Genomic DNA, 6,629 nt, shown 5'->3' with positions numbered 1-6,629 from the left:
AACCGATGAACCGATGAACCGATGAACCGATGAACCGATGAACCGATGAACCGATGAACCGATGAACCGATGATACGTCAGACCCACTCGGCTTGCAAATAACAGGCTGAATTTATTGCGAATATTGGCGATTTTTAGCCGAACACTCGGGGGCCGATCAATGCGTTCCATACCTAACCTTAAAACCCGGTTGCTGTATTGGGAAATATTCCAATCCTATATTTAGATAGCCACGGGCTATGGTGAGCACTGCCTTTGTCAGGCTTTCATTTTGCCAACACGGGCTAAGCATAAAGTAACTGACCTTGGCGCAGTCGAAGCAAAACATATTTTGTTACGCTCGCCCGCCATTTGCCACCTGATTTTTGATGTCCGGAATGTGCGGTCGGCAACATGCCATTCGAACGAAGTCCCACATGCGACCGCACCTGATCGCATTACGGGGTGCCGAATTCTGTATACAACTATTTTCGATAGATCAGGGTACAGAGGCACGCCAGCTTAAATGCAGGGTACGAATGGTACATCACAGGCAGCCAAGGCTGAAATGAGGGAAAGTATCATGAAAAGTCGCAACATGGTTCTGTCTTTCTTCAGTCTTGCGAAGCATTGAGCATATCAGCCTCCACACCTTAGTACGCTGCTAAACCATAGTTAGGGCCTATTTAAGAATAGCCCCCTACACTTCGGGAACCTGTTATTATTAGTTGCCCTAGTTCAGCCTGCTGAGCGACGAATTGAAGACACTGGCGCTGTTGAAAGCTGGAAAGGGAGGGCATGAAGTTGGTTCGTAAGCGGTGCTTTGGCCCCGTCAAAACAGAAACCCGTGATAGCAACCGAATGGTTACAATCAAATAAGTAAAGCAGGGGCATTTTCGTGCGCTATTTTAGTAGTTTGGTTCTTACCACTTCGGCTATTGTAACTTTGGCTACCGCCGTCTCGGCAAATATCTACTCCGACCAACTCACGCCCTACTCAGACCAACAGGTCTTGAAATTACTCGTCGTTGAATATGCTCGGGATCCATCAACTTTCGAGGATGCGCACGCGTACATCACCCTGAACCGGCCTGCGATCATGGAGGAATACCTCAGCCAGACCCTAGACTGGCACCTGACACCCGTAGCGGCTCTTCTTGGGAGTCAGGCGCCTGGGAGACCTCCGGAACGGGTTGGAACGGGTTCGATGATTATTCTCGGGATTCTCGGAATAGCAGCGGCAGTCTCTCTCGCAGGCGATGGCGGTAGTGAAGACTCTGATCCAGATTCCAGTCCATCACCTTCTCCAGACCCCAACCCAACCAATCCTGAACCTGCACCGGAGGACCCACCGGCTAATCCGGTACCGGTGGATCCGCCGGCTGAGCCCGATGACTACACCGGGGGTTATCTCTATGATGATTCCGGAACGCTGATCAAACTCACTTCCGAAAGCGATTTTGAAGAAATAGAATCCTTGGCGGCAGCGGTCAGCAATGCGCGAAATTCTGCGAGATTTGGTGCACAACAGAGTGCCAGCAATTGGCCTTTCTCTGCAATAAAATTGGAATATGCGCGCGGCGCTGGGTTGACGGGCGCTGGCCAGACAATCGCGATCTTTGATGGTGGTTTCCAGTTTTCGCATGATGAATTTAAAGCCGTTGACCGAACCGTCACGAACGTGAACAACTCTATTGTTGCCGATCATGGTACGGCCGTCGCATCAATCGCTGCGGGTTCTGATGATTTCGGTCAAATCGAAGGTGTGGCTCCAAACGCAAATCTGCGGTTATTCGGTTGGGGTTCCGTCGGAGACGAGCCAACATCCTGGGAAGCTTCCATTGCAGATGCGGCGGAACACGGCGCAATTGTTCACAGCAATTCCTGGATACTTGTGGCCTCGATTTCAGCAGGCAAATCAGTATTCACCAGTCAGTATCGGGATGGTTTCGAAGAAGACCTAATAGACTACTCCAGGAAAGCAGTTGTGGTTTTTGCTGCGGACAACAACAGCCGTCGCTCGGACAGTACCTATTTGGCCGCCTTGCCGGTCGTGATTCCGGAGCTTGAACAAGGCTGGTTGGCCGTCATCAACTTATTCGTCCCCTACGACTTAGCAAGTGACAGTTTTGGAACACCCGTTCGAGTTTCCAGCGCGTGCTGGGAAGCTGCCCGATGGTGCATTGGGGCAGACGGTGCGGTGCAGGTGGCAAGTAGTAACGTAGACTCACCTTATGGTAGATCTGGGGGCACCTCTTTGGCTACCCCACAAGTTGCCGGGGCGATTGCACTGTTGGCGGAGGCCTTTCCTAACTTGTCGGGATCGCAATTACGCAATCGTTTGTTGGCCACTGCCGATAACTCGTTTTTTGAACACACCCATACACTGGAATTCGAGGGCGGTTTCTCCCATGGCTACAACGAGGAGTTCGGTCATGGGCTGATGGATTTGCGTGCCGCGCTTTTGCCCATCGGCACCTTATCCACGACAACTGCATCTGGAGAGCAATTGGTACTTGGGAAAGTCGCAATTGTAGGTGGCGGTGCCAGTGGGGACGCTCTGGTCAAGGGGCTGACCAATCTGCCAGTTCTGTCCATGGACCAAGTGGCTGGAGATTTTCGACTGGACGCGTCCTCTTTTGTGCAGCAAGCGTCTTGGAGTAATCCCCTGCTCCGTGCCGCTTTTTCTGTTGAGAGGGCCAACCTTGCCCGAGACCGAAACCTGACGAGGCTGCGCGCACAAGGCACGCGCCCAAGCCTGGATGTGTTAACCCCAAGCCGACTTTATGGTGCCGAGAACTATTTGGAGAGTTACAGGGGTGTGCTTTTACCCATCTATGCAAACAAGACGCAGCGTATCGAGCTGTTAGTCCCCACGGATAGTGAGGGCGACATCGGCTTTGAGGCGTCCTACCTCAGACAATTTGATAGTAGTGCGATAACGCTCGGCCTTTCGTCCGTTTATGACACAGACGGCGTGTTGGGAATGACATCGACAGGCACGTCTGATCCGCTGGAGTCCGTATCCACGAGTTTGAACGTGTCTTGGTCTCTACCATTAAACGAGCGGTCATCGTTTCAGGTGTCCGGACAGTTTGGACTTACAGACGCACGGGCCGAAGGTTTGATTGGTGACTTCAGTCGGTTACGCTACGCCAGTTACCAAGTCGCATATGATCGCGCGGACACGTTTCAACAGGGCAGCACTCTCACTCTTTTTGTGCAACGACCAACTCGAATTGAGAGCGGAACAGCCTCTGTGGAACTTGCTTCAGGGCGCAATTCAAACAATGAACTCACATATACACAGTATGATATCGATCTGAGTCCATCGGCACATCAGGTCAATTTTGGGTTCGACTATCGAACACCGCTTGGCAACCAAGCGGAAATTCACCTTGGAATGCTGCATTCCACAAATGCTGGACATGTCTCGGGTGAAACGTCCACCGCTGGTCTGTTTCGAGTGCAGTGGCGTTTTTAATAAAGGCGGTGGGAAGCACTCACCCTGGTTGCCAGTCATCATCGAGCAGGGATTGCACTCCGGCATCAGTGATGGAGGCGTCGTGCGCGGGTGTTAAGGTTTCAACCTCGCTGCCATCGCCGGATATGTAGGCACTGGTATATTTGGTTCTCCTGAACACTGAGCTATCGAGTTCGATCGTTGTCCGGTCCATATCGGTTCTGCGCGTGACCGAACCATCATGCCAGAGCTTGATCCGAACGCCATCAGCCACCCGGACGATGACACCCATGGCGTCAGCCTGAACACCCTGCCACGCCACTTCGATGTTTCGCCGCAAGATCACCCTGTCGCTGCGAAACTTAACCTGCGCATCGCCAAAGCTGCTACTCTCTTCGCTCTTGAGTACAACAAAGGCTTCCTGTTCGCCTGGGTCCTCGTGAATGGTGGCATTGGCGATTTTGGGTGGCCAGATCTTGGCACCATCGCACTTGCGTCCCTGCGGATCCCGATGAAACCGACATAGAGCTGGGCCGATTTCCAGATTCGAGTGGCCTTCCTTGCAAGTGACGTCGATTTTACAGTCATGTGATTGGGCCTTTTGGAGCGGATATCTCGGACTGGCGTTTACAGGCGCCATGCGGATCGGCTGGGTAGCGCGCATAGTTCCAAGCATGGCGCAAGGCGGCTGCTACGTTGGAAGAATGGGCCGCCATCCGACACCTGGCCTCACGCCATTTATCGGCGCGTTGTTTTCGGCTGCTTTTCTCTTGCCGCTTCCAATCCACAGCGCGTTTTCGCATGACCTCATCTTCACTTGGTTGCTGCTCAGCGATCTGATCGGCCAATAATGGAAAAGCCGCACGTTCCTTCTGCTGTTTGCGGCGCAGGGCGGCAGGCTTGCGCGGTGTGCCTTTGAAGGCAAAACGGGGCCACAATTTGAACCTCATGACATAATCCGCTCGTGGTTTCATATGAACACACCAAGCCAAGGAAACGGCCTGATGGACGAACATGGTTCCAAGAAAGGTGAGGACAGAGGTAAGACTTGAATTTGGATTTCGATTAGCTAAGTTAGCTAGTAAGGGGAAATATCATGTTGTTTACTGTCCATAAGGCGAAAAGCCAATTGTCCAAACTCATTGACGCGGCGCTCGCCGGTGAAGAAGTTGTGATCGCGAAAGGAACTAAGCCGGTCGTAAAGCTGGTTGCGATCCCGCAGTCCAGGTTCAAGCTGGGCGTGCTAGAGGGAAAGGTTGGAAATCCGCCTGATTTCCTTGAACCATTGTCTACCGAAGAACTCGACGCATGGGAAGGTAAGTGAAGCAGGTTCTGCTAGACACCCACACATGGGTTTGGTCGTTTGCATCAAAGGCGGAGCTGTCAGCGACAGCGCACGCAGCGATAGCGGCCGCAGATGGAGTGTTTGTCAGTCCGATCAGTTTTTTTGAAATAGGACAAAAGGTTAGGATTGGTAAGTGGCCCCAAATGGAACCGTTGGTGACAGACCTGCCAGACATATTGTCGGAGCAAGGTGGGCTCGCAGCGGCACTTTCACCTGAGATATGTTTGCATGCGAGTTTGCGAGACTGGTCTCATCGTGATCCGTTCGACAGGTTCTTGGCCTCGACGGCGGAGCTTTTGAACATGACACTCATTTCCAAAGATGCGGTCTTCGACATGCTGCCGGGATTGCAGCGTGTCTGGTAAAGGGATCTGCTGCAAATTTTGACCATTGATCTTCGAGGCGGTAGCGCCTGTGTAGCGAACGGCGTTATCCAGTTAAAGGTTGGTCTGTGATTTCTTTCAAAGGTGCGCAGTGTTCTTTTACGTCCGCTACGGTGCCTCCTATCAAGACCTGGAAGAAATCATCGCCGAGCGCAGTGTTTCTGTGGACCACACCACACTGAACCGATGGGTAACACGGTATTCCGGTGCAATCTCTGAAGCAGCACGTCGCCGCAAAACACCGCGCGACCCTTCTTGGAGAATGGACAAAACTTACGTCTAAGTGAAAGGTACGTGGGTTTACCTCTATCGGGCTGCCGACAAACACGGAAACCCCTTGATTTCATGCTTTCACGACGACGAAACAAGCCGACAGCCACAAGGCTCTTCGCCCGGATGTTGGAGACAAATGGAGTGCTTAAGAAGATTGTGATCGACAAGAGCGGTGCCAACACCGCCGGCATAAGAGCCATCAACAAAATGCTCTTAGGCTTTGGCTGTCCGGAGCTTCATCGACATCACATCCGGCCAGCTTTGGCTCCGACGTGTTGTCAACATGACCTGGATTTCATTTGAGACCCCACGCGACGCCGTTGAGACTGTGCGCTCCACAATCCGACTTCATTGTCAAAAGCTGTTGTGGCTAACTAATCCTCCCAGAACAGTCCACTTCCTGTTTTGGGCGAACATGACACTTGGGAGTTTAGCTAATGAGTCGCTCGAACCAACTACTTCGGCTGGATGGCTCAATACATCCCGGAAGAAGAACACTCGATGCGTTCGCTGGCGTGGACTTGCCCTTTTCGAGTGAAGCTAAACTCCAAAGTGTTTGCGGCTGTGCTCAGATCCAAAATCCCGAAGAGCCAGCAAGAAACTTCGAAATACTGAAACCCTCAAATACATGGTTGTAAATCTCTCTTGGCTCCAATGGAAAACAAATCCAACTCAATAAAGCAAATCAAATATTCAACCCTTGATTTTGAGCCAAGGCATCAGTTTGACGCAATTTCGCAAGTGGTAGCCCCTTTTTGCGACCTCAAAAAACCCCACTCAGTCGATAATGGATATCACGCCCAATATTCAGCTTTCGATCTCTGTGGCATAGATATTGTTGATTGGGAATCTGATGCAAGCAGTAGCGAAAGAACGAATGAACTGATCAGAAGGTCCGATCTCGACTATTGGGCAATCTGGTTCATCCGAGATGGATGCCGTTACGATGAATTCAATGATCGTTCGGTAAAAACCAAGGCAGGGGATTTAATGCTCGTGTCGTATGCACAACCATGGAAATCACGTTGGGAAGGACGGAGCCTTGTGTCTATAGGACTTAATCGTGATAAGTTTTCCTGGATGGCGCCATCTCTTGATGAAGTCAATCTTTCGGTGCTCAATGGCTCCCTGACGGGGTTGCTTAGAACGTTTATCTCGACACTCGTCGATGAAGCACACAAAATAT

At 51.5% G+C, this 6,629-nt stretch carries 6 protein-coding genes and 1 pseudogene; 5 read left to right on the top strand and 2 right to left on the bottom strand.

The window, feature by feature from the left end:
• The first annotated feature begins 991 nt into the window (after positions 1–991).
• Positions 992–3,463 carry a S8 family peptidase gene (locus tag Q1B13_RS26450; protein ID WP_299800816.1) on the top strand — a complete coding sequence of 824 codons (2,472 nt, stop codon included), beginning with the start codon at positions 992–994 and terminating at the stop codon, positions 3,461–3,463.
• 19 nt (positions 3,464–3,482) lie between these two features.
• On the opposite strand, the gene Q1B13_RS26445 is transcribed toward Q1B13_RS26450, so the two are convergent.
• Both Q1B13_RS26445 and Q1B13_RS26440 read right to left on the bottom strand, forming a co-directional pair.
• Positions 3,483–4,082 carry a hypothetical protein gene (locus Q1B13_RS26445; protein ID WP_299085869.1) on the bottom strand — a complete coding sequence of 200 codons (600 nt, stop codon included), beginning with the start codon at positions 4,080–4,082 and terminating at the stop codon, positions 3,483–3,485.
• Positions 4,027–4,392 carry a hypothetical protein gene (locus tag Q1B13_RS26440; protein WP_299085867.1) on the bottom strand — a complete coding sequence of 122 codons (366 nt, stop codon included), beginning with the start codon at positions 4,390–4,392 and terminating at the stop codon, positions 4,027–4,029. The genes Q1B13_RS26445 and Q1B13_RS26440 overlap by 56 nt, the downstream gene beginning before the upstream one ends.
• A 146-nt stretch (positions 4,393–4,538) precedes the next feature.
• Between Q1B13_RS26440 and Q1B13_RS26435 the strand changes: the two genes are divergently transcribed.
• From Q1B13_RS26435 to Q1B13_RS26420, 4 genes and pseudogenes are all read left to right on the top strand, one after another.
• Positions 4,539–4,766 (top strand): type II toxin-antitoxin system prevent-host-death family antitoxin, encoded by a 228-nt coding sequence (locus Q1B13_RS26435; protein WP_298938250.1) that lies wholly within the window; start codon positions 4,539–4,541, stop codon positions 4,764–4,766.
• Complete coding sequence (locus tag Q1B13_RS26430; RefSeq protein WP_299085865.1) at positions 4,763–5,152, top strand: type II toxin-antitoxin system VapC family toxin; 390 nt, start codon at positions 4,763–4,765, stop codon at positions 5,150–5,152. The genes Q1B13_RS26435 and Q1B13_RS26430 overlap by 4 nt, the downstream gene beginning before the upstream one ends.
• A 79-nt stretch (positions 5,153–5,231) precedes the next feature.
• Positions 5,232–5,674: pseudogene (locus tag Q1B13_RS26425) on the top strand (IS6 family transposase); the annotation flags it as partial.
• A gap of 423 nt (positions 5,675–6,097) precedes the next feature.
• On the top strand, positions 6,098–6,629 hold a 532-nt coding region (locus tag Q1B13_RS26420; protein WP_298938246.1), incomplete at its 3' end, for a hypothetical protein.

Source organism: uncultured Ruegeria sp. (genome assembly GCF_947489545.1).
Taxonomy (GTDB): Bacteria; Pseudomonadota; Alphaproteobacteria; order Rhodobacterales; family Rhodobacteraceae; genus Ruegeria.
The sequence above is the reverse complement of the archived record's forward strand: the minus strand, read 5'-3'. Positions and strand labels throughout refer to the sequence as shown.

Coding starts and splice junctions, on each gene's coding strand:
- Q1B13_RS26435 (WP_298938250.1), top strand. CDS start 4,539: ATGTTGTTTACTGTCCATAAGGCGAAAAGCCAATTGTCCAAACTCATT.
- Q1B13_RS26440 (WP_299085867.1), bottom strand. CDS start 4,392: ATGAGGTTCAAATTGTGGCCCCGTTTTGCCTTCAAAGGCACACCGCGC.
- Q1B13_RS26445 (WP_299085869.1), bottom strand. CDS start 4,082: ATGGCGCCTGTAAACGCCAGTCCGAGATATCCGCTCCAAAAGGCCCAA.